Genomic DNA, 25,589 nt, shown 5'->3' on the forward strand with positions numbered 1-25,589 from the left:
GGGCGTAAGCCTTTACCCTTGATGAAATGGACGGACAGGCTATACTACAAAAAGACGAAACAAAGAGCATTTTTGAGAAATAACTTAAAAAGTTGTGATTATGTCCAAATTTAGGGGGTTAATCCGATATGATATTGAGCCATGGTTGCATTCCTCCTTATGTTTGGTGTTTTTGGTCCACTGTTTATTCTACCAAAGGGGAAGCAACATGGCTCTTTTTCTATTTCCCTTTTTACACAATTATATGGACTTAACTAAAGCATGAGGAGCCACTCCGTTGAGGGAGTGGCTCTTTATACTTAGCTTGCCTAAACCTGTTTTAAACACTTTTTGTAAGATTATATAACATAACTTGATCTTAGGATGGTGTCATTTAAATATGATGTAAACTTTTATTACGAGATTTGAGACTTTTTAGCAAAATTCTTTTATGCTAAAGATAACCGAAACATTACATTTACTCATTCGTTCATGGTTATTAAAGGAGATGATGGTGATCCTCCGGGTGATTTATCAGTTTGTGCTGATTGTTGGCGTGTACGTGTTGGGCACTTTGGTGGTGCATATTTTTAAACTCCCTCTGCCAGGAAGTATGGTGGGAATGCTGCTTCTTTTTCTGGCACTTTGGTCAGGAATGATGAAACTGGAGTGGGTGGAACAAGCAGCTGATCTGCACCTGAAACATATGACCTTGTTCTTTATACCACCCATTGTGGGGATCATGTACTTTGCAGATGTATTTCTAAGGCAGGGGATTACGGTGTTGTTGGTGATCATGATTAGCAGTGTGTGTGTGTTGCTAGGAACGGCGTACACGGTTGAATTAGCTGATAAGTGGAAGAGGAGGAGATAAATTGGGAACCCTTGCTTTCCAAACATTAACGATCACATTAATGACGAGTGTAAGTTATGTTCTGGGACTTAGGTTGTTTCGCCAGCTGAATAGAACATTTCTCAATCCCCTATTCACGGCCACATTGTTTATGGTAGTGCTACTATCTGTGTTGAAGATCGACTACCACATGTTTGCTGAAGGGACACGCGTTTTTACTTTCTTTTTAAATACCGCTACTGTTGCCCTGGCCATTCCCCTTTATAAGCAATGGCAACTGCTTCGAAAGAATCTTAACCAGATTGTATTGAGTATTTCTTTAGGCCATGGGGTTGGTATAGCTTCCGCAGTAATCTTGGCCAAGACGATTCACCTGAATGACCACTTGTTAACCTCTCTTATTCCTAAGTCTGTCACAATTCCTGTCGCCCTGTCATTGTCTCAAGCATTAGGTGGTGTTACATCATTCACTGCTTTATTTGTTTTAACCTCCGCATTATTTTCTATCACTTGCGGCCCAAAATTATTATCGCTATGCGGCATTAAAAGTAATCTTGCCAAGGGATTAGCCTTAGGAGCATCAGCTCAAGTCTTGGGCGCCACTAAGGCCATGAAATGGGGAGAAGAGGCAGGAGCCATGGGCAGCGTGGGCATGACGGCGTCAGCGATCTTGTTGTGTTTAATATTTCCGCTTCTTGTGCATATTGTTTAATCATGTTGATTTTTATCACCTACATGCCAATCATTCCCAGGAGGTGAATGAAAATGGAAGTGGTCACAGAGATTTATCCCGTGAAAAAACTAAACTATCAACAATTAATTCAACTGTCTTCAATCGCTAACCGTTTCGCCAGTTACATTGTGATCAAAAAAGAGACTTTCGAAGTGAATGCCAAAAGCATTTTGGCACTGTCAGTTTTGCCCACAATAGAAGGAAAATACGAAATTATTGCGTTTGGAAAGGATGCCAAGGAAGCGGTTGATACATTAGAATATTTCTTGTCAAATACGACCAATCAATCGGCCATGTAATGTGAACCCCTTAGCCTATACTGATAAAATCCTCTCCCTTATAGCTACACTTGAAAGGCGTAAGCACCACTGTGGACTGCGCCGTTTTTTTGTCTACACGTATTAAACAGCTGGGCGAATAAATTGTATTTCAATTTTAAACTTGACCAAAATTATAAATCAATGATACCATGTTGTAAACACTACATAACACTAAAAAATGCAGCGAACATTTCCTAACATATTAGGGTTTTGTTTCATACTCCTATACAGTTAGGAGCTGGCTGATGGTTAAGTACAAACAAAAAATCCAGGAAAACTTTCATAACTTATCGGCAGGGCTGAAAAAAGTAGCCAAGCACCTGTTGGACAATCCCCACTCGTTTGCCATGCAAGCTGCTGGCAAGGTGGCCAAGGAGATTGGGGTGAGTGACGCCACTGTCATCCGTTTTTGTTACGCTCTGGGTTACAGCGGCTTTAGTGAACTGCAACAGGAAGTCAGAGAACACCTGATGAATGTGCCAAGCAGCTTGCATGAATTTCAAGCGGAAAAAGAAAAATTGGCTGACAACACCCATTTCTATATCAATGTGTTGAAACAGCATCAAGGTCATATTCACAGCGTGATCAGTCAGTTGCGGGAAGGGGATCTCCATCAGGCGGTACAGAGGTTGATCGAAACCGATCAAGTCTTGGTGGCAGGGATGCGCTCATCCTTTGCCATGGCCCACTGGCTTGTCTTTACTCTAAACCTTGTCCGGGGCAATGCCAGGTTGTATCAGCCGGGAAGTGATGACCTGTTGCTGCTTTTGTCGCAGATGAATGAGAGAAGCACATATGTGGCCATATCCTTCCACCGTTATGCCCGGGAGACCATTAAGCTGGCTCAGGTCTTAAAAGAAAAAGAGGTGTTTGTCATTGGTATTACCGATTCGGAAGTGGCGCCAGTTACCCGATATGCAGACCTCGTTGTCCCTGTCTCCATTCCGGTTAAGTCCACCATTGATGCGGCCCCGTCAGTCATGGCGGTGTTGAACGCGATCATTGCCGGCATCACGATCCAGGACCGGGAACGTTTTGAACAGCGCAAAGCAACATATGAGGCCCATCAACTTGATTCCTTTTTCCAGGAAGAACATTTTTCTTGAGAGAGGGGACGATCCATGGTGAAACGTACAGTGCATGGTTTGCGTGAAGAGCTGCTGGCCATCTTCAACCACTTGCACCAGCATCCGGAGGTGAGCTGGCACGAGGTTGAAACCACCAGATATATTGCCGATTATTTGCGGCGATATGGTTGCCGGGTCACCACCTTTGACGACTGTACAGGTGTGGTGTCTGAAATGGGGAAAGGGAAACCGGTGGTGGCCGTCCGGGCTGATATGGATGCTTTATGGCAGGAAGTGGATGGTGTATGGCAAGCGAATCATTCTTGTGGCCACGATGGGCACATGACCATCGTCTTGGGTGTGTGTCTGGCGCTCCGTAAGCTTGACTTTCAACCATCAGGTACGGTCAAATTCATTTTCCAGCCAGCTGAAGAAAAAGGAACAGGCGCTTTGAAAATGGTCGAAAAGGGGGTCGTCGATGATGTGGACTACCTGTTCAGCGTACACTTAAGACCTGTGCAAGAACTAGGGAAAGGTAAAGCTGCACCTGCCATTCTGCACGGTGCCGCCCAGTTTATCTCAGGTGAAATCAAAGGTACAGATGCCCATGGGGCCAGGCCTCACTTAGGCACCAATGCCATTGAAATTGGGGTAGAGCTGGTCCACATCTTAAAAGGCATTCATTTAGACCCCATGATCCCCTATTCGGTTAAAATGACCCGTTTTACAGCCGGAGGGGAAAGTGCCAATATTATTCCGGGCAGTGCCCAGTTCAGTTTGGATCTAAGGGCACAAACAAACAAGGCCATGGATGAATTGGCGGGGCGGGTGGAAAAAGCAGTGGAGAAGTTGGGCCAGCTCCATGGGGTCCAGATTGAGCTTGAACATGGCGCGCGCACTGCAGCGGCAGAAGTGGATCCTGAAGCAGAAGCAATAATGGCCGAAGCCATCACCCAAACCTTAGGCGCAGAGCATCTGGTTCCGCCCATTGTGACCACGGGCGGGGAAGATTTTCATTTTTATACCATTAAAAAACCCCATTTGAAAGCAACGATGCTAGGTTTGGGTTGTGATTTAAAGCCGGGACTGCACCATCCTCACATGACCTTTGACCGGGAAGCGTTGCTGGACGGGGTGGAAATCTTGACCAGGGCCGTCTGTTTAGCCTTTGATAAAGTGAAAGGAGGATCATGAGTGGCTGGGCCCATCACCATTAAGCCTCTGACCACCATTGAAGAGTTGGAGCAGGTTCAGGAATTGGAAAGGGACGTATGGCAGATAGACCCTGTTCCCGTTCATCAAACATTAACAGCGGTGAAAAATGGCGGATTGGTGCTTGGTGCCTTTGATGGCGACAAACTGGTTGGCTTTAACTATGGGTTTGCCGGGTTTCAAAACGGGCAGGTGTATCTCTGTTCCCATATGATGGGCATTGCTAAAGCATATCGGGGGCGGGGAATAGGGGAGTTGCTTAAACAGAAGCAAAAAGAACTAGCCTTCAAGCAAGGTTATTCCCTGATCAAATGGACATATGATCCCTTAGAAAGTTTAAATGCTTATCTTAACCTGTCCAAACTGCGGGGAATCGGGGCAGAGTATATTGAGAACTGTTACGGAGAAATGAATGATGCCTTAAATAAGGGGCTGCCCAGCGACCGTTTCCAAGTCCATTGGCACATCACCAGTGAACATGTTCATTCGGCTTCGTCCTGGATTGATCAGTTTCCCTTACAGGACAATAACGTTTTAGTCCATTACCAGCTAAAATCTGGTCAGCTTCCTCAACTGAGTGACCATATTTCCTTGGAAAAGATCACAGACATGGTAATCAACGAGGAAGGCGGCAAACTTCACGAACGATTCTCTCCACAGGGATATTGGCTGCCGATCCCGGACAATTTTCAAACGCTAAAGAAACAGGACCATGCTTTAGCCTTGGATTGGCGCCTCAAAACCCGCAAGATTATTACCCATATGCTGGCATTAGGCTACGTGGCGGTACGGTTGCTTAAAACGGATCAGGGTGTGCATTATTATCTGTTTGTGCCTCAACATCGTTTAGCATTGTAGCATGACGTTCCAAGCATAGAAAGAAGGTGGTTGCTCAATGACACATGAAATCAACATTCACAGTGTAACGCTCTATCGCTTAAGGATGGCCTTAAATGCACCTTTTACCACCAGCTTTGGCACCATTTCTGAAAAAGAATTTTTTGTGATTGAGGTGCAGGATGAGGAAGGAGAAAGCGGGTGGGGAGAATCGGTCGCCTTTACCTCTCCCTGGTACAATGAGGAAACGGTCAAGACAAACGAACACATGCTAGAGGATTTCTTAATTCCCCTGTTATTGGGAAAACCGGTTCGCCATCCCGACGAAGTTTCCGAGCGCTTTGCCCCCATCCGGCGTAACAACATGGCTAAAGCAGCCTTGGAAGGAGCGGTTTGGGATCTGTACGCCAAAAAACAGCAGCTGCCCTTAGCACATGCACTGGGGGGTGAAAAACAAGAGATTGAGGTGGGGATCAGCCTGGGGATACAGGAGACGGTGCAGGATTTGCTGAAACAAATAGACCGTTATGTTCAAGAAGGTTACAAACGAATCAAAGTGAAAATCAAGCCCGGTTGGGATGTGGAGGTGATACGGGAGATCCGCCGCCACTTTCCCAATATTTTGCTGATGGCGGATGCCAACTCGGCCTACCGTTTGGACGATGCTGAACACTTAAAAGCATTGGATGAATTTAACCTGATGATGATTGAACAGCCTTTGGCCCATGATGATATTGTGGATCACGCCAGGCTGCAGGCCCAGCTTGAAACACCCATTTGCCTAGATGAGAGCATCCATTCCCTTGAAGATGCCAAAAAGGCCATCGAACTGGGCAGCTGTAAAATTATTAACGTTAAAATTGGCCGGGTTGGCGGCTTAACGGAAGCCAAAAAAATCCATGATTACTGCCAGGCCAAACATGTCCCCCTGTGGTGCGGAGGCATGCTGGAAGCCGGAATTGGCCGGGCCCATAACATTGCTTTGACCACATTAAGCCAATTTGTCCTTCCCGGAGATACGGCTGCTTCGTCCCGGTATTGGCAGCAGGATATTATTGAGCCAGAAGTCACGGTTCACAATGGCACGATCAAGGTGCCTGACAAGCCAGGCATTGGCTATGAAGTGGACCGTGGACAATTGGAAAAGTATACGGTGGAAACTAAAACGTATAAGCGGTCATTATCAAAGTAAGGTTCAATTTTCATTCAATAAAGCCCATAACCTGATGTAGGGTGGTTTTGATTGACCCGGTGCAGAACGGATGTATCCTGAGGATACATCCGTGCCTACAATGTAAATTAACTGACTTTTAACAACTGAGGTTGCAAGGATGTTTTAGGTTTAGTTGCAAGGATGTTTCAGGCTTATGACTATCGTTCTTTGCTGAAACAATTGGTGGGCAAGTTATGGGTGGCCTATGATATCGTCTATCTTGCCCTAGCGGTGCTGATCATTGCGGTTATGGCGGCTGCAACTGGGGAAATTTTAAATTATACCATGGGTTTTAATCCCTGGGTGGGTATTATTGGCAGTACCCTTTTAGTAGACGTGCTTAATTTTTATGGTGAGAAGCTCATTGCAAGGTTTAATGAGCGGCTACATCATTTTCAGCATTCTTGTTATTTCATCGACTTGGGGAGAGGCCAGACGAATGCTGGCCACAGGAGACACCAGTTTGTTGCCTGAAGACGTTGGAATCGGGCTGGTCATCTGGACGGGTATATTATACGTCGGCTACAATCTGGCGGTGTATCCTGCAGCGTTGTTTACGGTCAAACGGCTAGAGTCAAGAAAACATTCGCTCTGGTCCGGAGTGATTGCCGGAGTTTTAATGACATTTCCTTGGTTTTTAACATATTTTACGATTCTGGGCTTTTATCCAAATGAAGAAGTGTTAGGAGCCCGGATGCCTTGGCTTGTGATGCTAGAAGGATTTGGAAACTGAGTTGTTGTCCTGTTTGGGGGGAGGTTGTGGGATGGACCTTGATTGAGACCGCAACGGGAATGATACAGCCTTTATTAACAGGATTAATGCCATGCGTTGATTGCCGTTGGTGCTTTGGTCGGTTCAGTTGTTTTAGCTCAAGTGGGCATTATTGACCTTATTGCTAAAGTATACACCTTAATGGCTTACTGCATGATCGCTGTCTATCCAAATCCCTTATTAATCATTGAAATCATCCGTATTGTTAATCCAGAATGGAAGAAAGAACTGTGGACTCAAGAAAAGAAGGAAGAAGCAGGGTCATAGACATTTCAGAAGCAAACCACCTTCCTATTTTAGGGGGAGACAGGGCTCCGTATCTTTGTCTCCTCCTTTCTATACTTTGAACAGTCTGTATGATAAACTTGTTGTTAGATAAAATGGTTACGATCGTCAGTCATCCAAGTTTGTCGCCTTTTACTAAACTGGTGAAAATTACTAAACTGGTGAAAAGGAGATTGAATGATGGAAAAGGAAATTTTACAAGCCCTAAGGGAGTTGTCGGCGGGAATGAAATCGCTTCACCACAAGGTTGATGGTCTAGAAAAGAGAATGGATAGTTTAGAAACAAGAATTGATAGTTTAGAAACCAGAATTGAAAGTTTAGAAACAAGAATGGATAGTTTAGAAAAAAGAATGGATGAGAGGTTTGACGCCATTGAGGCTAGCCTTGAGATTCTGGTCAGAGAGAACCATGAAAACAAGTTGGAAATCCTGAGGCTCAAAAGGGCAAAATGAACGGGGTGTATGTTCCTTAAAAAGACCAGGTCGAATATGGTCTTTTTTCTTTACTCATAGATGAAAGCGGTTTACTTCGCATAGAAGCGGATATTTTCTCGACGGTCAAAGCGAAATAATAAAAAGTCATAGGGGAGAAAGTATGGGCAGAAAAAGAAGATGGCTGCTGTGGGGAAGCGTTGGCGTTGTTGTGTTGGCCTTATTAATCATTGTAGGCATTTCTATGTATGTGGGCTGGCAACTGGTTCATCCGGAAAAGAAACCTTTGGATGAATGGCCGGAAGATTATGGCTTAACATTTGAGGAATTTGAAGTTGAGAGCTTGTTGGATGGAATAAGGCTTAAGGGATGGATCATGGAAACACCTGGACCAGCTCAAGGGGTGCTCGTGTTTGCCCATGGATACAGTGGCAACCGGTTAGAAAAGCCGTTGCCAGCCCTGGCCCTGGCCCGTGACCTGGTGGAGAGTGGCTTTCATGTCGTTATGTTTGACTTCCGCAATTCTGGGGAATCAGAAGGGAACATGACGACTGTAGGCTTATATGAAAAGGATGATCTTATTTCTGTCGTGCAATCCATGAAAGCACGCTATTTGGACTTGCCTTTGGGTGTAATTGGATTTTCAATGGGTGCTTCGACCGCTTTGCAAGCAGCAGCAGAAGAGCCATTAATTGAAGCTGTTGTTGCCAATTCACCGTTTCGTGATTTGAAGGCATATCTAGGAGAAAATTTGTCCCACTGGTCAGGGCTGCCCGATTTTCCCTTCACACCAGTTATTTTGGGCATACTCCCCCGCCTGATAGGCATTGACCCGGCTGAGGTCAGTCCACAACAGGCCATTCAAGAGATTGAGGTACCCGTTCTCTTAATCCATGGCACCGGGGATGAGGCCATTCCCCTTTCAAACAGTGAAGCCATTTATGCCAATGGTCATCCGGATGATGTCCAGCTGTGGATTGCTGAGGGCGCAGGACATGTACGGACGTACAACGTCTATCCTGAAGAATACAAAACCAGAGTGGTCCACTTTTTCCAAGAAGCATTTCAAAATGAGTAATGAGAGATTATGGTGAAAAAACATTTGCACAATCTTTCCTTTTGGCATATAATAAATAGCAAACATAAAATAATAATTATAATGTGATAATGATTATAAAAAAGTTAATCAACACTTGACTTACTTTACTAAACTGACGCGCTGCCATTCGAAATGGCAGCTTTTGTCATTTAAAGGGCCACTATGAGCTTGATTTTCTTTCTCACTCTCTTTTTTAACCAAGAAAATTTTTTATCAATAAGTGAATGGTAGAAAGGAAGGATAGGATATGTCCGTACCTCTGTCCCAACAAAAAGAGACGAACGCGGCAAGTGTTTCGGAAGTTAAGTGGTTATCGTACCCATTCTTCAAACGGAACGGGCAACTCATTGCTGCCTTGGGCAGCGGATTGCTTCTTGTGCTGGCCTGGCTGCTGTCCCGTGTTGACCAAGAGCATGTCTCTGTATTGCTCTACTTAACCGCCTATCTCATTGGAGGATATGTACAGGGCAAAGAAGGATTGATGCAGTTATTTAAAGAGAGAAAAGTGACGGTCAATTTGCTGATGGTGCTGGCTGCTTTAGGTGCGGCTTTAATCGGGCACTGGGCAGAAGGAGCGATCCTGATCTTCATCTTTGCCCTCAGTGGGGCACTGGAAACATATGCCGTCAATAAAAGTCACAAAGAGATAACGGCCCTAATGACGCTGCAGCCTGAAGAAGCCACCCTGGTCGAGGGGGATGCTCTCCGGAAAGTTCATGTTGAACAATTGCAAATTGGCCAACACATCCTGGTAAAGCCTGGGGAACGCATTCCGGTAGATGGTCAAATTGTCAAAGGGCAAACCACGATTGATGAGTCCATTTTAACTGGGGAGTCCATTCCAGTGGAAAAAGGATCAGGTGATGAGGTGTTTACGGGCACCATGAACGGACCGGGCACTTTGGTGGTTTGTGTGCAGAAAGAAGCGCACGATACCGTTTTTCAAAAAATCGTTAAGCTGGTTCAGGATGCCCAAAACAAAAAGTCCCCCGGCCAGCAATTTATTGAGCGTTTTGAAACCATTTATGTCAAAGTGGTGCTGGCTGTGGTGCTGCTCATGATGTTCCTGCCCCATTATCTTTTTGGCTGGTCATGGACGGAGACTATTTACCGGGCTATTGTCCTCCTAGTTGTTGCTTCTCCCTGTGCAATTGTGGCTTCGATCAGCCCAGCTATGTTGTCAGCTATATCCAACAGTGCCCGCCGGGGAGTGCTGCTCAAAAGCGGTGTTCATTTGGAAACGCTGGCCAATCTTCAGGCGATCTGTTTAGATAAAACAGGGACGATTACCCAGGGAGAACCAGTCGTCACCGACGTTTATGTGTGTGATGGCATGGATATTGAACAGTTTTTAAGAACGGTTGGGTCGGTGGAGCAGGTCTCTTCCCACCCTTTGGCAGATGCCATTACCCGTTATGTCAAAGACAAGGGAATATCCCTTTTCCAGCCGGAATATGTGGAAAACGTGCCTGGACATGGAGTGAAGGCTCAGATTGAAGGGCATGAATGGAAGATAGGTAAATTGGATTTTGTCGGTAAAGACAAGGGATATGCCTTTCAAAACGGCATTGCTCACAAGCTTGAGCAGGAAAGAAAAACTGTCGTTTATGTGGCTTGCGGAGAAGAGGTTATCGGTGTTATAGCTTTGAAAGATACAGTCAGGGAAGAGGCCAAGCGCGCTGTTGCACGTTTCAAGAAACTGGGTATTGAACCCGTCTTGATTACCGGAGATACGTATGATACAGCTCAAAAGATTGCTCAAGAAGTTGGGATCAGGCACTTTTATGCTCAATGCTTGCCGGAAGATAAAGTGAGGCACATTCACCGGCTGCGGGGTCCAGAAGGAAAACAGGTAGCCATGGTGGGTGACGGGATTAATGATGCGCCTGCCTTAGCTGCGGCATCGGTCGGGATCACCATGGGAGCGGGCAGCGATGTGGCCATAGAGACCGGAGACATTGTCCTGGTTAAAAATAACCTTCTCCAATTAGCCCATACGGTTGAACTGGCCCGGCGCATGAACCGCATCATTAAGCAGAATATTGTTTTTTCCGTCAGTGTGATTATCCTGCTGGTGCTGGCCAACGCTTTCCAGGTCCTCACCCTTCCGTACGGTGTTATCGGACACGAAGGCAGCACGTTGCTGGTGATATTGAACGGCTTGCGTCTGTTAAAAGGGACAGGATCTTAAGGAAGGGATTGAAAGTTCGCACAGTCTTTTAAAAAAACTGCCTTGCTAGCGTCAAGGCAGTTTTTTTTACAGCCGTGTAAAACATATACTTATGTGAACAAAATGAACAAAACGTATATAAAAAACTTTATTTTATTTATTTGACTAATCTTAACTCTCGCTTAATTGCCCCTTATACTGTTGGTGAAAACGTTAACAAAAGGGGGATACAAATGAGGAAGGAGAAAAAAAGTGACTGGTTTTTGATTTTATCGCTTGTTTTTCTGTTGTCTTTAACTGCCTGCGGGGGAAATGAACCCGCTGACAGCACACCTCAGAACGTAGAAGGGAATCAAAGTGAAACAGCAGAAGATTGGAAGCCTGAAAAACCCATTGAGATTGTGGCTCCCGCCGGACCAGGAGGCGGATGGGACACCACGGCCCGCACGGTGGCCAAACAGGGGCAGGATGGCAAAGCTCTGGCTATTGCTGCCATCGCTTCCTTTTGCGGTGGTACATTTAGTATTGTGGCACTGATGTTGGTAGCACCTATCATGGCTGATGTGGCCACCGCTTTCGGCCCAAGTGAATATTTTGCCCTCATGCTCTTGGGGTTGACTGCCATTGCCAGCTTATCTGAAGGTTCAACGACCAAGGCTTTAATTGCCGCCGTGCTGGGCTTTATCCTTGGAGTTCTGCCTGGCGCTGGAGCGACGATTGCTTCTTTTATCATCAATTTCCGAGAAGACCTCCACTTCTCAACGAAGTGTAAGTGGGGGATGAATCGGGTACAAACATATATTCCCTCTATGAACTGGAAGTGATAAGATTAAGGTTAGGAGGGAAAATCTATGCAGAAAGCCTATCGCTTTCGCCTGTATCCTAACCAAAAACAGCAAACCCTGATCCATAAGACGTTTGGCTGTTGCCGTTTTGTGTTCAATCACTTCTTGGCCAAACGAAAGGAAGTGTATGAAACGGAAAGGAAAACATTGGGGTACAACGCCTGTTCATCCCTGCTCACACAACTCAAAACGGAATTGGATTGGCTGAAGGAACCGGATGCCACAGCCTTGCAAACAGAGTTACGGCACTTGGATGACGCATTCAAACGGTTCTTCCGGGAAAAGAAAGGCTATCCCCGGTTTAAAAGTCGTAAAAACCCGGTACAATCCTATACCTCCAAAAACAACAACGGCTCCATTGCCATCCAAGGCAACCGGATTCGTCTGCCCAAACTGGGTTGGGTGAAATTTGCCAAGTCCCGTGATGTGGAAGGACGTATNCAACTGTTGCCTGCCTGTGACAGCAAGGTAGGCGTTGATCTCGGTGTCAAAGATTTTGCAACCCTTTCCACAGGGGAAGTCATTCCCAATCCCAAGTATTTGAAAAAGTATGAGGCAAAACTCATTCGCTGGCAACGGAAACTTTCCCGCCGGAAGAATGGCGGCTCCAACTGGCACAAAGCCCGTCTTAAAGTGGCCCGTCTGCATGAAAAGGTGGCTAATTGCCGCAAGGATTTTCAGCACAAACTGTCCACAAGGCTGATTCGCGAAAACCAAGTGATCTGCCTGGAGGACTTATCTGTGCAGAACATGCAGAAGAACCATCGTTTGGCCAAAAGCATTGCTGATGTGTCGTGGTCAACGTTTTGCACCATGCTGGAATATAAAGCCAGATGGTACGGACGAACCGTGGTACGGGTGGACAAGACCTTCCCTTCCAGCCAGACATGTTCTGTTTGTAACTATCGCCATAAAGAAGTAAAAAAACTCGGCTTGCGGGAATGGACGTGTCCATTGTGTGGTACACATCACGATCGGGACATCAATGCCGCCAAGAATATTTTGCAGGAAGGCCTACGCTTGTTGGCTTCCTAGCCAACTGAACCGTGGGACACACGGGGATAGCCTGGTCAATAAACAGCCGGTAGGCTGTTGTTCCCAGGAATCCCCCACCTCTAAGCGAAGTGTAGGTGGTGGGAGTGTTCAATGCCCGGGTATTGTATATTCCCAGGCCCATGTTAATCTCTTTGATTATTATTTTTTGTCTGGTGGGGGTGTACGGGGTCCGCTTTAATACATTCGATCTCTATCTGTTAATTGCATTCGGAGTGTTAGGTTTTTTGATGCGCCTGTTCTCATTTCCCGCTGCGCCTTTTATTCTGGCCTTTATTTTGGGAGGCATAATGGAACAATCATTCCGTCAGGCATTGACCATCTCGAATGGCAGTTTGTCCATTTTCTGATCCAGCCCTGTTTCTGTTACCCTTTTTGCAGTGGCCCTCATCTCCTTGATTTTTCCGCTTATCCGCAAGAAAGGTCACAATAAATCCGAACAGGAAGGGGTGAAAGTATAATGAAAGAAATAAGGATCCTTTCCCCCCAGGGGATGCTGGGCTATGGCTATCCCTCTTCATCCTTTGAAGAAGGATTACAAGCCTCCCCTGATATGATTGCGGTTGATGCCGGTTCCACAGACGGGGGCCCCCATCGTCTGGGGCTGGGCATGGGGGGAGTGAGCCGCTATGCTACTAAAAAAGATCTGCAGCCATTAATTCTTGCCGCGAAGGAAAGGCACATCCCTTTGATCATTGGCTCTGCCGGAGGGTCCGGCGCCGGGAAAAGAGTGGACTGGCTGCTGGATATTGTTAAGGAAATTGCCAAGGAGCAAGGCCTTAGGCTTAAGGTAGCCACTATTTATGCAGATATAAATAAACAGTGGCTGTATCAACGCTGGCAGGAAGGAAAAGTCGATCCTGTAGATTCTGCTCCGCCTTTGTCAGCAGAGAGTATCAAGGAAACAACGGCTTTGGTGGCTCAGATGGGTGTGGAACCTTATCTGGAAGCATTGAAGGAAAAACCTGATATCATTATCGGTGGAAGAACATACGATCCGGTGATGAGTGCAGCACTGCCCATATTAAACGGTATGGATCCAGGTCTGGCCTTCCATTTGGGCAAAATTCTGGAGTGCGGAGCATTGGCCGCCACACCGGGAACGGCCAAAGACGGAATGTTGGGCATTCTCCGCGACGGCCATTTCTTGGTCCAGCCATTAAATCCTGAGCGAAAATGTACCGCCCAATCGGTCGCGGCTCATACCATGTATGAAAAATCTCATCCGTACTACCTTCACGGGCCTGGTGGGATGCTTGACCTGTCAGAGTGCCGTTTTGAACAGGTCGATGAACGGACTGTGAAAGTATCGGGAAGCCGCTTTATCCCATCAGAGTCATATACCGTTAAAGTGGAGGGGGTCAGACAAGATGGATTTCGAACCGTATTAATTTGTGGTATCAGGGATCCTTATTTACTTCAACAGTTAGATGAAGTGCTTGCCCAAGTTCAAGACGAGGTTCGTTCCTATTTTGACCAGACATCCTTTCAGATGTTTTTTAAGGTTTATGGGCGAGACGGGGTGATGGGAGCATGGGAGCCGGAGCGAGAAGCTCTTGGCCATGAAGTAGGGCTTGTTGCCGAAGTTGTGGCGGGAACTCAGGAGATGGCCGACAGTATTTGTGCTTACACCCGTTCACTACTCATGCATTTTGACTATAAGGGAAGAGTGTCCACTGCCGGAAATTTGGCACTTCCTTTTGCACCGCCTGAATTTTCAGCCGGCCCGGTTTTCTCATTTTCAGTTTATCATGCCGTGACCATTGATGATCCGCTCTCCCTTTTTCCAGTTAAATATGTTGAGCTGAGAGGTGAGTAAAATGGGTCAGGAGATCCGTCAAAAGGAGAAGAAAACGCTGGCCGAACTGGCTGCCGTGATCCGCAGCAAAAATGCGGGGCCCTTTGAAATTACGTTTGACATTCTCTTTGACAATGCCTGCTATTACCGGCGGGTCAAAGAGAGTGGCGTGTTGACCCGCAGCTCTATCTGTCAACTGTATTCTGCGAGGGCAGAGGACGTGGTTTGTCTGGAATATTTTGACCAAGCCCTGGGAATTAAAGTTACCTTACGGCGTCATCATCCATCCGGTTCAGCAGGGGAGAGGGATACTTACGGAGCACAGCAGCATGTTCCATTGCTCACGATAGAGATTCCTGATTTTTTTGCGCCCCCTTCTTGGCCAGGGGTAACCGTGACATAGCCGTTCAACGATTGAACAGCTTTGTGCACCAGATATAACCCGATCCCCCGTCCCTCTTGTTTTTTTGTGCTTATGCCTTTCTTAAAAATGGAATCCAGCAGCGGGTCTGGGATTCCTTTTCCGTTGTCCACTATCTCAAAAATTAAATCATGGCCAAGATCAGTCATAAACAAGGTGACCTTTTTTTCCGGTTTGTTGTTTTCTAACACTGCTTCAAAAGCATTGTCTATCAAATTGCCTAAGATGGTAACCAGTTTCTTTTTGCGGAAAGAAGAAACAGCTCCCACAATTTTATTTCCGTGAAAGATTGGCACACGGTTAACTATCACCCCTTCCTGGCCGATGATAAATTCATCGTCATACTCACTTTTTCCAGTTTTCAGTACCTCAGGAAGACGGGATTGGGGAAGAACTTCACGGATATGTTTGCCAATGAGGTCATCAGCTGAGGAAGTTCCGATCAGCTTACACGCTGCCTGATTGGCCAAGGTGATGTGTCCATTTTCATTAATGGCTATAATCCCTTCCCTGATCGATTCCAAAATAGCATTTCGTTCCTGGAACAGACTGGCGATTTCGTCAGGTTCCAGGTTAAGAATGGATTTTTTAATCCCATTCGCAATGTATGAGGAACCAATGATGCCAATAAGGAGGCTGCCACTGATGAAGAGCAGTGCTTTCTTTTGGTAAGCATGAATCGTTTCATCTATTTGGTTAATCAAAAAGCCAACCGAAACCACACCAATAATACTACCGTTTTCGTCAAAAATAGGAACTTTGCCTCTGATCGATGGCCCTAAAGATCCTGTTGCCTTGGAAATATATGCTTTTCTTTCTTCCAATACAGGGGGATTGTCACCGCCAACCATCGATTGACCAATTCTTTCAGGTATGGGATGGGAGTAGCGAATGCCATCCTTATTACCGATCACAACGAAGCTGGCTCCGGTTTTTTGTCTGATTTCCTCAGCAAGGGGTTGAAGTATTTGAGATGGATTGGGGTGCTTAAAAGCCTCAATGACTGTGGGCATGGTGGCCACTGTTTTGGCCACATTTAAAGCTGTTTCACCTATCTGCTGTTCCAAAATGGATTCTAACATGGATAAGAATATGCCCCCGACAAGGAACATCACGATTAACAGCAAACTGGAGATCAATACTATGCTGTCGTTAAGGAGAAGTATACGGCTAAAGAATTAACGGTTCAGCCAGGAGAAGAAGTGGAAGGCATGAGAGAGCTGAATGGCTGGATTTGGTGTAAAAGAGTAAGGGATAATGAAGCGGGATGGATCCCGTCTTCCTGCTTAAAAAATATCTCAGAGGGCTGAGTGATATGTACCTTTGGATTCTATTATATTTTGCAATGATCAATCTAATTGGCTATATCATCATGTGGCGGGATAAAAGGGCTGCTCAAAGCAGCCATTGGCGCATTTCAGAGAAATTGATATTTCAGATCGCTCTTGCTGGTGGTGCTGCTGGTATTTATGTTGGAATGCGGCACTTCCGTCATAAAACTCAAAAATTAAGGTTTAAAATAGGGATACCGTTTCTAGTGGTCTTGAACGCAGGATGCCTTGTTGGGGCGATTTTATATTTGCAGCGTTAGGAGGTGTATAAATCATGGAGTTGAGGGAAACGGGGATTATACTTTTTGTGAAAATTATGAGGAAGCCTTGGCATTTTACACACAAAAACTTGGCTTACCATTACGTAAAAAGGGGGAATCCTTATCCATTCTTGAATTTGGCGGCAGTTACCTGATGATTGAGAAGGGAGGTGTTGCGTCTTCAGGGGAAAAAACACGTGCGCAAAACCCTACTGTGTTACGGCTTAATGTCCATGATTTTGAGCAAACGGTCCAGGAACTTAGAGAACGAGAGGTTCACGTAGAGGTTATAAAATTTGATTGGGGTACAATTGGAGTCATCATTGATCCGGAAGGCAACCGGATTGAGATTAAAGATTAAATTTAATGGGAATGGAGATGTTAAAATGACTGATTTAAATCTTGAAATTGTTAACTTGCCTGCTTACGCTGCCGTTGGTCTTAAGTGGCAAGGGACATTTGAGCAAGCGGCACAAGGAGAGATCCGTTCCGTCATCAGAAAAATGCAAGAGAGGTTATAAGCCTTACACTGAACCTGGGCGTGTTTACCATGATCCATTGCCTATTAAACATGAGGTGTACGAGCTAGATAAAATCCTTAGTGGTAAGCCGGAGTTTAAGATTTTGATTCCTGTTCAGATTCGATAGGGCAAAACAGAACTATCAGTTATATTGGAGGAGAGAACAATGGATGGCTATCAGCAAGCGTTAAAAGCATATATTGAAGCCACGAACAGCCATAACTTTGACAATGTGGAAAGATTATTGACAAAAGAAGCAGTGTATTGATTTACTGATCAAACCAAACCACCTGCCGTCTCTTGCTATTTTTGTGTCAGCGTTTCTTTTTCTTTTTTCTCCTGTTCGTTGTTTTTAATGAGACCTAAATGGGCCAAGTTGCTACCAGACAGGTTGTTAGAAATGAGAGTGTAGACGTTCCCGATTTTGTCCATAATATGGTTCACATATTCAGATAAGGTTGCTTTAAGATACTCCACTTGGCTTGATATTTTTTGGGTTTGTGCTTTTTGCTCATCCAACTTTTTCCTAATCGTTTCATGGAAAGCTTCCTGTAGGGCCAATCTTTCTGAAATTTCTTTGTTTATTTCTCCTTGTTTATGTTGCTGGTCAAGTAAATATTGATATAACGTTTCGTACTCTTTTAACTTTCTTGACAGGTGACGAATCGTTTTATTTTGAAATGTTAATTGGTCCATTATGGCTTGATTGACGAAACTTGCAGTTTCGATATCTTTTTTCAGGTGTTCAAAGGATTTCGTTAATTGTTCTAACTGTTCAGCCATCATTGCAGCAGGTTGGTCTTCCATATTTTGTAACAATTGTTTGGTCACGTTTTCTTGCTGTTCCATGCGGGTAAGTAAGGTGGCAAAGTTGTTGCTTTGCTCCAATTGTGACGCTTCGACAAGTTGATTAACCTTGTCAATTACACTTGTCAACTGGGCGTTCACTTCTTGTTGATTTTTTATAAAAACGGACATTTCGCTTACACGATATTCTTTTTGGTTAGATGAATGCTTTATCTCTGAGTGTGTGACATACAGTTTGGGTGTGACTTTCTGATTTAAGAAAATGGACATAAATGTCACTCCTATCTTAACCTTGATCAATCATTATATAAATAAGTCTATGCATGGTTGCGGGGGAACGTTAGCCTTTGGAAAATTGAGGTGAAGGATTTTTGAGGAGAACGAAAAGGAAAGGTGGTTATTGGAGATGGGCGGTCATCCACAGGCAGGTACACTGCACCATGTTGAGATCAATGTCTCCAACCTGGAACGGTCAGTTCAGTTTTGGGGTTGGTTTCTTGAAACGCTGGGATATACGAAATATCAAGAGTGGGATCAGGGTGTCAGTTGGAAACTCGGGGATACTTATCTTGTTTTTGTCCAAACCGAAGAACGTTTTCTGGATGCGCCTTACCACCGCCAGGGGACTGGGCTCAATCATATTGCTTTTTATGCTCGATCAAAAACACAGGTGGATATTATAACAGAAGAACTTAGGAGCAGAGAGGTTCCCATTTTGTATCAGGACCGGCATCCTTACGCTGGTGGTCAAGATCACTATGCCGTCTTTTTTGAGGACCCAGACCGGATCAAAGTTGAATTAGTTGCTCCAAAAGAGGAACTGGAAGAATTAACATGAACCTGAACTAGAAAAGCTTAGCACCTAAAGTTGGGTACGATAATCATCTGGATTTTGATGGATAATAACGGACTTACCTATGACTTGAGGCACTTTGAATTTGTTCGTAAAGAAACACATTTTCGCATACCCGTTATTGAAAAACAATACGGGAAAGTCACCGGCATGATTACCATGCGGATTTCGGGTTGGATTCCAGTGTTCACCTGCATCTTGGAATGGATCCTTAGGATTTCCGATTTCACATGTTCCAAATTCATGGATGTGGAATCCATGGGGGCCATAGGATCACTCACATATCCATGATAGTCACTATGGTTGGTGTTAAGTTCATGGATAGATTACAAATAGAAAAGCAGCTATCCTCTTTTGACAGCTGCTTTTTAAGCTTCCAAATTCTTTTTAGATATCATCGGGCTTCTTTAATCATGTTTTTCACGTGACAACCTTTGAAGCAACGGGGGCAATTCGGTTAAACTTTTGATCTCAAAGTCTGGAATCACTTCCGGATGAGAGGGTTTTCCATTCCTGTTGATCCACACATTTTTCATGCCTGCCCGTGAGGAACCGAGGATATCTGTCATCAAGTTATCACCTACCATGATGGCTTCATCAGGAACTAGAGCCATCAAGTTCAGCGCATGTTCAAAGATAGACGGATCAGGCTTTCCTTTACCAAAGTCACCGGAAATGACTATATGTTCAAAGTATGGTGTCAGGTCGGGAAGGGTGGAAAGTTTCTCCCGTTGCAAGTCAGGTGAGCCGTTGGTTAAAAGCAGTAATCTGTAATTTTCTTTGAGTTCATCCAGCACCTCAAATGTTTCATCATAAACGATAGAACGTTTGCGCCGTTCAGCTCGAAAGCGTTCTGCCAGATAGTGGCCATAGTCAGGATCATCGATACCCAGCGCTTTTAAGCCGGACGTCCAAGCTTGCTTCCGGTAGGCAGGGGCAATTGTACGCAGCTTTTTAAAGCCCTCCAGTTCTCCTTCTCTGAAATCCCCCCACAATCCCTCAAAAGGGTTAATGCCAATCATTTGAGTGAACGGATATGTTTCATAGGAGGCGTAAAGCTGGCGGGCCTCTTTCCGCACAGCCTCTTCTAATTCTTTTGGATTAATCCCGTATTTTTCAGCAGCTTCCTGACAAGTGGCCTCAAAGGCTTCCTGCACGCATTTGGCGTCCCACAATAATGTGTCGTCTAAATCGAAAAAAATCGCTTTCAGCATGGTGTCTCTCCTCACCCCGTACAGAATGGTAGGTCTATCAAATCAAAAGGTTGAAATTAGTATAACAAAAGCATTGCCTGTCTGGTGGCGGAAAAGGGCGTGGAAGCGGTGTACCCTATCCTGGACAAACTGGAAGCTGATGATTAAAAGGGAAATAGCGGGGGATTTAATAGTTTTTAATTGACTTTAAGATGGTTGGACAACCTGGGAAACATCCCGCTGGCTCACCCGGGCTGCGTTCAATCCGGCATTATACCCTGTGGTAAAAGCAGCCGTAATATTGTATCCCCCGGTGTAGCCGTGAATGTCCAGTATTTCCCCGCAAAAGAACAGTCCGTTCACAAGCTTGGACTGCATAGTTTTGGGATCTACCTCTTTCAGATGGACGCCTCCACCGGTCACAAAAGCTTTCTCGATAGAGAGAGTACCGTTCACTTGCACGGGAAACCGTTTGATCATCTGGGCTAACTCTGTGAGTTTCTTTTTGGGCAAATGGGCATAAGTCAAGTCCTGTTTAAGATCTGCTTTTTGAAGCAGAAGGGGGATCATGCGCTCAGGGAGATACCCTTTTAATACGTTTTTGATTGTTTTCTTCGGCTGTTTTTTAGCCAGTTCTAGAATCTCTTTTTGAATCCTGTCAACGGTTTTGTCCGGAAACAGGTCAATGGTCAGGAGGACGGCGGCGGTGGTTTTTTTCTTCAATAATTTTACGACAAACTGGCTGCAGCGCAGGGCTGCAGGTCCGGATAAGCCAAAGTGGGTGAAAATCATGTCCCCTTCATGTTCCACCACTTTTTTGCCTTTGGAATCCCACACAGTAAGGGTAATGTCGCGCAAAGACAGGCCCTGCAATTCTTTGGTGCGGATAAAAGGCTCCGCTGATGTTATTGGCACTTCAGTAGGATAAAGGTCTGTTATGGTGTGGCCGGCATCTTTAGCCCAGGCGTAGCCGTCCCCTGTTGAACCGGTATGTGGCACTGATTTGCCACCGGTGGCAATAATGACAGCAGCGGCTGTGATGATTTCACCATTTTTCAATTCAATACCTTTAACGTGTTTCCCTTGTTTCCCTCGATACAGAACCCGCTTGACGGGTGCATGGACCCGAATCTCTACTCCTTGTTTGCGCACTTGGCGGAGCAAGGCATTAACCACATCTTTCGCCTTATCTGATACGGGAAACATCCGTCCCCGGTCTTCCTCTTTCAACTTAATCCCTAATCCCTCAAAAAAGCGAATAATGTCCCGGTTGTTGAACCTGGTCAAACAACTGTAAAGAAAGCGGCCATTGCCGGGAATGTTTCTGATGATCTCCTCAATATCACCTGCATTGGTTACATTGCACCGGCCGCCTCCGGAAATGGCCAGCTTGCGTCCCAACTTATCTCCTTTGTCCACCAGTAAAACTTTAGCTCCTTCTTGGCTGGCGGCAATGCTGGCCATCAGACCAGAGGGGCCTCCCCCAATAACAATCACGTCGTAGGTCATTGCTGTGCTCCTTTTTGTCTTATTATGAGCAAAATGTCTCCTCTTTCGCTGATGTTTCTTAACATTACTATTGTAACATGTCAGAGACGGTGCTAAGCAAGAAGACACGGCCTGTTTTTGACCGTGCCTTTGGCTGAAATTTATGTCTGAGGCAATTTGATCATCAGGATTTTATGGTGTGTAGTTGATAGGAGGGGCAATTTTTCAATTCATCTTCATGTTTCATGAAGTAGTAACGGACACTGTCAATCAAGGCATACCAGCTGGCCTCAATAATGTTGGTGGAGACCCCGATTGTGCTCCATTTCTCTTTTCCGTCCGAAGATTCAATAAGCACCCGGACTTTGGATGCTGTTGCATTCGCTTCATCTAGCACACGCACCTTATAGTCGGAGAGGTACATGTTCTTTATCATGGGGAAAAACTCTTCCAATGCTTTGCGCAGAGCATGGTCCAACGCATTGACCGGTCCGTTTCCTTCAGCGGCCGTATGAACCACTTGATCGTTGACATGCAGCTTGATCACAGCTTCAGTTGTAAATGTTTCGCTGCCTGTTTTTTCTACAAACACTTTGAAATGATCCAGTGTAAAGTAATCTTTTAACTCACCCAGCGCTTGTTTGACCAGCAGCTCAAAGGAAGCTTCCGCAGCTTCGTAATGATAACCTTGGTGTTCTTTTTCTTTGATTTTGGCAATAATCTCCCGTGACCGGCTGCCGTCTTTGTTCAGGTCATAGTTCCATTCCTTTGCTTTGTACAGCACATTACTTTGGCCAGACAGTTCAGAAACCAGCACGCGCCGTTTGTTGCCGACCAACTCTGGAGGAATATGCTCATAGGTTTCCGGATGTTTGAGTACAGCGCTGACATGGATGCCTCCTTTGTGGGCAAAGGCGCTTTTGCCGACGAAGGGCTGGTTACTGGGTGGTACCTGATTGGCCACCTCATGAACATACTTGGCAAGGGAGGTCAGCCTTTTCATATGCTCCTCAGGGATGCATTGGTAGCCCATCTTGAGCTGCAGGTTGGGAATAACTGAGATCAGGTTGGCATTGCCGCAGCGTTCGCCGTAACCGTTAATCGTTCCCTGTATATGGCGGGCACCGGCCCGGACAGCTGCCAGGGTATTGGCCACAGCCAGCTCCCCGTCATTGTGGCAATGGATGCCGACAGGCACTGACAAACGTCTAACCACTTCCTGCACAATTGCTTCAATCTCTTGAGGCAAAGATCCTCCGTTGGTGTCACACAAGGTAATGCAATCGGCACCGGCAGCTTCAGCTGCCTGTATGGCTTGCAGGGCATAATCAGGGTTATGCTTATATCCATCAAAAAAATGTTCCGCATCAAAAATCACTTCCAACCCGTTTTCTTTCAAAAATTGGACCGATTCTGAAATCATGGAAAGATTTTCATCTAGCGTAGTTTGCAATGCTTCGGTAACATGAAAATCCCAGGTTTTGCCGAAGATAGCAACTGCCTGAACACCGCTATGTAATATTTTTTGCAGGTTGGCATCCTCACGAGCAGGGATGCCAGCCCGGCGGGTACTGCCAAAAGCGGTTATTTTGGCATGATTAAGGCGGACATGTTTGACCTGTTCAAAAAACTCCATATCTTTGGGATTGCTTCCCGGCCAGCCCCCTTCGATATAATCAATGCCCATTTCATCCAGCTTGTGTACAATTTTTAATTTGTCCTCAACCGATAAGCTGATTCCTTCTCCCTGAGTACCGTCCCTCAGGGTTGTATCATAAAGGTAGACTCGTTCAACCATGCTATACCTCCCACTCCTATACTTGCTCTTTTTAATTTCTATTGTTCAAAAAAATAAAATAATATTGCCTACAAGTATAGCATAGCTGGTTGGCCTTTTTAAAGTATTAATTAACAAAGAGGGTGTCTCAAAAATTTAATGAGGGACACCCTCTCTTTACGCATAAAAATCAAGAAAATCGCCCTTATTTTTGAGTCAGCCTCTTAAAAAATATTAGCATATCCAAATTTTAGATCCAGCCCCGTGCTTCCATTGCTTCCTTGACACGCAAGATGGAGAGCATAAATGCCGCGGTGCGCATATCAGTTCCATACTCTTTTGCCATTCGGCTGACTTTGGCATAGGAGCTGACCATAACCTGCTCCAATTTTGAATTAACTTCCTCTTCGCTCCAATAATAATTCATCATGTTTTGAACCCCTTCAAAATAAGAGACCGTGACGCCTCCCGCATTGGCCAATATATCAGGAATAACCAAAATCCCCTTGCTCGCCAGTATGCGGTCCGCTTCAGGTGTCGTTGGTCCATTGGCTGCTTCAGCAATGATGCTGGCCTTAACATCATCGGCATTCTGAGCCGTAATCACATTCTCAAGGGCTGCAGGAATCAAAACATCCACGTTCAAAGACAACAACTCATCTTGAGAGATCAGTGTGGCTCCATTATAGTGATCCAAAGAAGATTCATCTTTTAAGCGTTCTAGAAGGGGGACATCCAGACCATCTTCCTTATAGATGGCACATTTCGAATCAGAGACGGCTACAATCTTACAGCCCATCTCACTGAGCAACCGGGCCGAAGTCCGCCCTGCATTGCCAAACCCTTGTATGGCTACAGTAGCGCCAGCCAGTGGCTTTTGCATCTCTTTCATCGCTTCCCTGACTGTCAGCACACAACCGCGGGCAGTGGCTTCATTACGTCCTAAAGAGCCACCAATAATAACAGGTTTGCCAGTAATAACACCAGGAACAAAAGATTTATTCATACGGCAATACGTATCCATCATCCAGCCCATAACCTGGGGATTGGTATAGACATCTGGAGCCGGAACATCTTTATCGGGGCCAACGAACTCTTCGATGGCCTCCATAAAGGCGCGGCTGATTCTCTCCAATTCACCTGTGCTCAACTGCGTCGGATCACATTTGACGCCACCTTTTGCTCCTCCCAGAGGAAGCCCCACAACACCGCACTTAAAAGTCATCCACATGGAGAGCGCTATCACTTCATCCCTGTTCACGCTGGGATGAAAACGAATTCCACCTTTGGCAGGGCCAATGGCATCGTTATGCTGAGAACGATATCCCTCAAAAACTTGGACGGAACCGTCATCCATCTTAACAGGGAATGTAACCGAAATCACCCGTTTTGGTTTCTTCAGGATATTAATCACGTGCTCTCCTATGTTCAATTTCTTTGCTGCAGTTTCAATTTGGGTCTGCACAATTTCATACGGATTTAAATTTTCTTTGGTTTTTTGAACCGCTTTGACACTTTTCATAGACACCCCTACCCATGTTTAATATTCTTTGTGTTTTTAAATTTACACTAAAAATTTTGACACAGCAAAATAAAATTAGCAAATAAATTTTTTACCTTACCTCCGACAGAAGTCTCCCACTTCTAAGCGACGCCAAAACGTTCGGTTGCGTCCGTTTCGTCTACAACAAAATGGTTGAGGAACGCATACAAATTTATGAAAAGTTCAAAGACGACAAAGAAGCCATGAAACAGCACAAATTTCCCACCAACCGGTGCCAAAAGAAATAGAAAGCGTTGTTGGGCTCGATTTTTCCATGAATACGCTGTATGTCGATAGCGAGGGTAAGAGAGCCAATTATCCTCGATTCTATCGGCAAGCCTTGGAAAAACTGGCCCGGGCCCAACGGGTGCTGTCACGCCGCAGGAAAGGTTCCAACCGTTGGCACAAACAGCGGCGGAAAGTAGCCCAGTTGCACGAAAAGATTGCCAACCAACGTCAGGACTTTTTGCACAAGACTTCACGACAATTGGCCAACCGGTATGATGCCGTGATGATTGAAGACCTAGTTTTGTGGCAGACAGAGATATCAACGCCGCCATCAATATCAAAAAGGAAGGTCAGAAAAAGTTAGGGATTGCCTAAATTCTTGCTGGAACCGTGGGACACACGGGGATCGCTCGGTCAACTTCCCATCATGAGATGGGATTACCCGAGAAGCCCCCACCTCTAAGCGTTAGCGTAGGTGGTGGGAGTATGTCACATTCTC

28 protein-coding genes and 3 pseudogenes are annotated in these 25,589 nt (G+C 45.4%); 24 read left to right on the forward strand and 7 right to left on the reverse strand.

Annotated features, from left to right (window positions below):
• Positions 1-430: 430 nt before the first annotated feature.
• The 18 genes and pseudogenes from IEW48_RS11335 (at position 431) to IEW48_RS11420 (ending at position 15,071) form a co-directional block, all read left to right on the forward strand.
• On the forward strand, positions 431-853 hold the full coding sequence (locus IEW48_RS11335) for a CidA/LrgA family protein (protein ID WP_188623854.1): 423 nt from the start codon (positions 431-433) through the stop codon (positions 851-853).
• 1 nt (position 854) lies between these two features.
• Positions 855-1,544: an LrgB family protein gene (locus IEW48_RS11340; protein ID WP_188623855.1), complete on the forward strand. Its 690-nt coding sequence runs from the start codon at positions 855-857 to the stop codon at positions 1,542-1,544.
• 53 nt (positions 1,545-1,597) lie between these two features.
• On the forward strand, positions 1,598-1,864 hold the full coding sequence (locus IEW48_RS11345; RefSeq protein WP_188623856.1) for an HPr family phosphocarrier protein: 267 nt from the start codon (positions 1,598-1,600) through the stop codon (positions 1,862-1,864).
• 266 nt (positions 1,865-2,130) lie between these two features.
• Entirely contained in the window at positions 2,131-2,991 is an 861-nt protein-coding gene (locus IEW48_RS11350; RefSeq protein WP_188623857.1) for a MurR/RpiR family transcriptional regulator, read from the forward strand.
• Between the two features lie 15 nt (positions 2,992-3,006).
• Complete coding sequence (locus IEW48_RS11355; RefSeq protein WP_188623858.1) at positions 3,007-4,146, forward strand: M20 peptidase aminoacylase family protein; 1,140 nt, start codon at positions 3,007-3,009, stop codon at positions 4,144-4,146.
• On the forward strand, positions 4,147-5,022 hold the full coding sequence (locus IEW48_RS11360; protein WP_188623859.1) for a GNAT family N-acetyltransferase: 876 nt from the start codon (positions 4,147-4,149) through the stop codon (positions 5,020-5,022).
• A gap of 37 nt (positions 5,023-5,059) precedes the next feature.
• Positions 5,060-6,193 (forward strand): o-succinylbenzoate synthase, encoded by a 1,134-nt coding sequence (gene menC / locus IEW48_RS11365; RefSeq protein ID WP_188623860.1) that lies wholly within the window; start codon positions 5,060-5,062, stop codon positions 6,191-6,193.
• Between the two features lie 162 nt (positions 6,194-6,355).
• Positions 6,356-6,688, forward strand: coding sequence for a hypothetical protein (locus IEW48_RS11370; RefSeq protein WP_188623861.1), 333 nt, complete (start codon positions 6,356-6,358; stop codon positions 6,686-6,688).
• Positions 6,681-6,947, forward strand: coding sequence for a hypothetical protein (locus IEW48_RS11375; protein WP_188623862.1), 267 nt, complete (start codon positions 6,681-6,683; stop codon positions 6,945-6,947). Before IEW48_RS11370 ends, IEW48_RS11375 begins: the two co-directional genes overlap by 8 nt.
• A 96-nt stretch (positions 6,948-7,043) precedes the next feature.
• Positions 7,044-7,253 (forward strand): hypothetical protein, encoded by a 210-nt coding sequence (locus IEW48_RS11380; protein WP_188623863.1) that lies wholly within the window; start codon positions 7,044-7,046, stop codon positions 7,251-7,253.
• 198 nt (positions 7,254-7,451) lie between these two features.
• A complete protein-coding gene (locus IEW48_RS11385; protein WP_188623864.1) occupies positions 7,452-7,724 on the forward strand; it encodes a hypothetical protein in 273 nt (90 codons plus the stop codon).
• A gap of 142 nt (positions 7,725-7,866) precedes the next feature.
• Positions 7,867-8,781 carry an alpha/beta hydrolase gene (locus IEW48_RS11390; protein WP_188623865.1) on the forward strand — a complete coding sequence of 305 codons (915 nt, stop codon included), beginning with the start codon at positions 7,867-7,869 and terminating at the stop codon, positions 8,779-8,781.
• Between the two features lie 268 nt (positions 8,782-9,049).
• Positions 9,050-10,993: a heavy metal translocating P-type ATPase gene (locus tag IEW48_RS11395; protein ID WP_188623866.1), complete on the forward strand. Its 1,944-nt coding sequence runs from the start codon at positions 9,050-9,052 to the stop codon at positions 10,991-10,993.
• A 428-nt stretch (positions 10,994-11,421) separates the two neighbouring features.
• Positions 11,422-11,700 (forward strand): annotated as a pseudogene (locus IEW48_RS17100) (tripartite tricarboxylate transporter permease); the annotation flags it as partial.
• Between the two features lie 123 nt (positions 11,701-11,823).
• Complete coding sequence (locus IEW48_RS11405) at positions 11,824-12,852, forward strand: RNA-guided endonuclease TnpB family protein (RefSeq protein WP_188623868.1); 1,029 nt, start codon at positions 11,824-11,826, stop codon at positions 12,850-12,852.
• Between the two features lie 104 nt (positions 12,853-12,956).
• Entirely contained in the window at positions 12,957-13,220 is a 264-nt protein-coding gene (locus IEW48_RS11410; RefSeq protein ID WP_371874867.1) for a tripartite tricarboxylate transporter permease, read from the forward strand.
• Positions 13,221-13,330: 110 nt separating this feature from the next.
• A complete protein-coding gene (locus IEW48_RS11415; RefSeq protein WP_188623869.1) occupies positions 13,331-14,689 on the forward strand; it encodes an acyclic terpene utilization AtuA family protein in 1,359 nt (452 codons plus the stop codon).
• Between the two features lies 1 nt (position 14,690).
• On the forward strand, positions 14,691-15,071 hold the full coding sequence (locus IEW48_RS11420) for a DUF4387 domain-containing protein (RefSeq protein ID WP_188623870.1): 381 nt from the start codon (positions 14,691-14,693) through the stop codon (positions 15,069-15,071).
• Here IEW48_RS11420 and IEW48_RS11425 read toward each other — a convergent pair.
• Positions 14,981-16,171 carry an ATP-binding protein gene (locus IEW48_RS11425; RefSeq protein ID WP_229704025.1) on the reverse strand — a complete coding sequence of 397 codons (1,191 nt, stop codon included), beginning with the start codon at positions 16,169-16,171 and terminating at the stop codon, positions 14,981-14,983. The two genes, IEW48_RS11420 and IEW48_RS11425, sit on opposite strands and share 91 nt — an antisense overlap.
• Positions 16,172-16,300: 129 nt before the next feature.
• Here IEW48_RS11425 and IEW48_RS17650 point away from each other — a divergent pair, with 129 nt between their 5' ends.
• The 4 genes from IEW48_RS17650 to IEW48_RS17445 all read left to right on the forward strand — a co-directional run bounded on the left by IEW48_RS17650 (position 16,301) and on the right by IEW48_RS17445 (position 17,201).
• The gene (locus IEW48_RS17650; RefSeq protein ID WP_371874869.1) at positions 16,301-16,399 is read left to right on the forward strand and encodes an SH3 domain-containing protein; all 99 of its coding nucleotides are present in this window, start codon (positions 16,301-16,303) and stop codon (positions 16,397-16,399) included.
• Positions 16,357-16,680, forward strand: coding sequence for a DUF1294 domain-containing protein (locus tag IEW48_RS11435; RefSeq protein WP_188623872.1), 324 nt, complete (start codon positions 16,357-16,359; stop codon positions 16,678-16,680). Before IEW48_RS17650 ends, IEW48_RS11435 begins: the two co-directional genes overlap by 43 nt.
• A gap of 67 nt (positions 16,681-16,747) precedes the next feature.
• Positions 16,748-17,041 carry a VOC family protein gene (locus IEW48_RS11440; protein WP_188623873.1) on the forward strand — a complete coding sequence of 98 codons (294 nt, stop codon included), beginning with the start codon at positions 16,748-16,750 and terminating at the stop codon, positions 17,039-17,041.
• 25 nt (positions 17,042-17,066) lie between these two features.
• Positions 17,067-17,201 carry a hypothetical protein gene (locus IEW48_RS17445; RefSeq protein ID WP_268236566.1) on the forward strand — a complete coding sequence of 45 codons (135 nt, stop codon included), beginning with the start codon at positions 17,067-17,069 and terminating at the stop codon, positions 17,199-17,201.
• Between the two features lie 303 nt (positions 17,202-17,504).
• Here IEW48_RS17445 and IEW48_RS11445 read toward each other — a convergent pair whose 3' ends face one another.
• On the reverse strand, positions 17,505-18,278 hold the full coding sequence (locus IEW48_RS11445; RefSeq protein ID WP_188623874.1) for a kinetochore Spc7 family protein: 774 nt from the start codon (positions 18,276-18,278) through the stop codon (positions 17,505-17,507).
• A 136-nt stretch (positions 18,279-18,414) separates the two neighbouring features.
• On the opposite strand from IEW48_RS11445, the gene IEW48_RS11450 reads away from it, so the two are divergent.
• The gene (locus IEW48_RS11450; protein ID WP_188623875.1) at positions 18,415-18,846 is read left to right on the forward strand and encodes a VOC family protein; all 432 of its coding nucleotides are present in this window, start codon (positions 18,415-18,417) and stop codon (positions 18,844-18,846) included.
• Positions 18,847-18,870: 24 nt separating this feature from the next.
• On the opposite strand, the pseudogene IEW48_RS11455 reads toward IEW48_RS11450, so the two are convergent.
• The 5 genes and pseudogenes from IEW48_RS11455 to IEW48_RS11475 all read right to left on the reverse strand — a co-directional run.
• Positions 18,871-19,128: pseudogene (locus IEW48_RS11455) on the reverse strand (superoxide dismutase family protein); the annotation flags it as partial.
• Between the two features lie 140 nt (positions 19,129-19,268).
• Complete coding sequence (locus tag IEW48_RS11460; RefSeq protein ID WP_188623876.1) at positions 19,269-20,075, reverse strand: HAD family hydrolase; 807 nt, start codon at positions 20,073-20,075, stop codon at positions 19,269-19,271.
• Positions 20,076-20,261: 186 nt separating this feature from the next.
• Entirely contained in the window at positions 20,262-21,563 is a 1,302-nt protein-coding gene (locus IEW48_RS11465; RefSeq protein ID WP_188623877.1) for a BaiN/RdsA family NAD(P)/FAD-dependent oxidoreductase, read from the reverse strand.
• A gap of 163 nt (positions 21,564-21,726) precedes the next feature.
• On the reverse strand, positions 21,727-23,340 hold the full coding sequence (gene cimA, locus IEW48_RS11470) for a citramalate synthase (protein WP_188623878.1): 1,614 nt from the start codon (positions 23,338-23,340) through the stop codon (positions 21,727-21,729).
• 229 nt (positions 23,341-23,569) lie between these two features.
• Positions 23,570-24,841 (reverse strand): Glu/Leu/Phe/Val family dehydrogenase, encoded by a 1,272-nt coding sequence (locus IEW48_RS11475; RefSeq protein WP_188623879.1) that lies wholly within the window; start codon positions 24,839-24,841, stop codon positions 23,570-23,572.
• 86 nt (positions 24,842-24,927) lie between these two features.
• Here IEW48_RS11475 and IEW48_RS11480 point away from each other — a divergent pair.
• A pseudogene (locus tag IEW48_RS11480) lies at positions 24,928-25,388 on the forward strand (RNA-guided endonuclease TnpB family protein); the annotation flags it as partial.
• Positions 25,389-25,589 lie beyond the last annotated feature (201 nt).

It is taken from the genome of Caldalkalibacillus thermarum, assembly GCF_014644735.1.
Classification (GTDB): Bacteria; Bacillota; Bacilli; order Caldalkalibacillales; family Caldalkalibacillaceae; genus Caldalkalibacillus; species Caldalkalibacillus thermarum.